Origin of the sequence: Fulvivirga lutimaris (genome assembly GCF_009711525.1) — a bacterium.
Taxonomy (GTDB): domain Bacteria; phylum Bacteroidota; class Bacteroidia; order Cytophagales; family Cyclobacteriaceae; genus Fulvivirga; species Fulvivirga lutimaris.
Genome location: NZ_SMLV01000089.1, coordinates 1 through 1381, shown reverse-complemented (window position 1 = coordinate 1381; position 1381 = coordinate 1). Strand labels below are relative to the sequence as shown.

Sequence of the window (1381 nt, the reverse complement as noted above, 5' to 3'; positions counted from 1 at the left end):
GCCTCTAAGTTACTCAAAATCAGTTTATAGGTAAATATTATTATTCGATAGATATTTTTTATACTACTATAGTAACCATGAACTAGGCTTATGAAGCGGCAATTCCTAAGTTTGCAACCGCAATAGCAAAAGGTGCTATTCGATAGAATTGAATAAGTTTTATAAAATTAAAAATTAGGTTTTTATGTCATTAGTAGGAAAAAAAGCTCCTGTATTTAATGCTCCAGCCGTAATCAACGGTGAAGAAATTGTAGAATCATTTTCATTAGCTGATTATATTGGCAAAAAAGAAGTGATGTTCTTCTTTTACCCAAAAGATTTCACTTTCGTTTGTCCAACTGAGATTCTTGCATTCCAAGAACAACTAGCTGAGTTTGAGAAAAGAGATGTAGCTGTTGTTGGTTGCTCTTGTGACACTGAAGAAACACACCTTGCATGGTTAATGACTCCAAAAGCTAATGGTGGTATCGAAGGTGTTACCTATCCATTAGTTGCTGATTCTACAAAGACTGTAGCTTCTAACTACGGTGTGCTAGCTGGAGACTGGGGATATACTGAAGAAGGTGAACTTACTTTCGAAGGTGCTCCTGTTGCTTTCAGAGGAACTTTCTTTATTGACAAAGAAGGTATTGTTAGACATGAGACAATCAATGACTTGCCGTTAGGAAGAAATATTTCTGAAATGATCAGAGTTGTTGACGCTTGGCAGTATGTTCAAAAGCATGGTGAAGTTTGCCCTGCTAACTGGGAAGATGGAAAAGATGCTATGCAAGCCACTCGCGATGGTGTAGCTTCTTACCTTGCTTCACACTAGTCAAGACAAATAAATTTCTATAAAAACCCTCTGATAATCAGAGGGTTTTTATTTTTGCGCCCATGGCGCTTTTTTTTTATCGGTTTAGTCTGCTCATATATCGTTTCGGTGCTACTGTTCTAGCGCTCTTCAGCCCAAAGGCTCGACTGTTTGTTAAAGGCAGACGTGGACTTATTGATAAAATAAGAAAAGAGTTAGCCAATAATGACGCCCCAATAGTGTGGTTTCATTGCGCCTCCCTAGGTGAGTTTGAACAAGGAAGGCCCATTATAGAAAAGTTTAAAAGTCAGTTCACCAATCACAAAATATTACTGACCTTTTTCTCGCCATCGGGCTACGAGGTCAGGAAAAATTATGAACACGCTGATTATATTTTTTACCTCCCTTGGGACTCAAAAAGTAATGCCAGGAAATTCATTGATGTTGTAAAGCCAGGTATTGCTCTTTTTGTGAAATATGAATACTGGCATTTCTTCATAAAAACACTCAAAGACAGGAATATTCCTATTATATCAACATCTTCCATCTTCAGGCCAGACCAGGTATATTTTAAACCATACGGCTGGT

2 protein-coding genes are annotated in these 1381 nt (G+C 37.7%); both read left to right on the top strand.

Going from position 1 to position 1381, the window contains the following annotated elements:
• The first annotated feature begins 184 nt into the window (after window positions 1-184).
• Window positions 185-814, top strand: coding sequence for a peroxiredoxin (locus tag E1140_RS00340; RefSeq protein ID WP_155177970.1), 630 nt, complete (start codon window positions 185-187; stop codon window positions 812-814).
• A 62-nt stretch (window positions 815-876) separates the two neighbouring features.
• Window positions 877-1381, top strand: a 505-nt coding sequence (locus E1140_RS00335; RefSeq protein WP_281350324.1) for a 3-deoxy-D-manno-octulosonic acid transferase, incomplete at its 3' end; no start/stop codon positions are given.

Excerpts from the sequence above, each read along its gene's own strand:
- E1140_RS00340 (WP_155177970.1), top strand. The coding sequence starts at position 185 with ATGTCATTAGTAGGAAAAAAAGCTCCTGTATTTAATGCTCCAGCCGTA.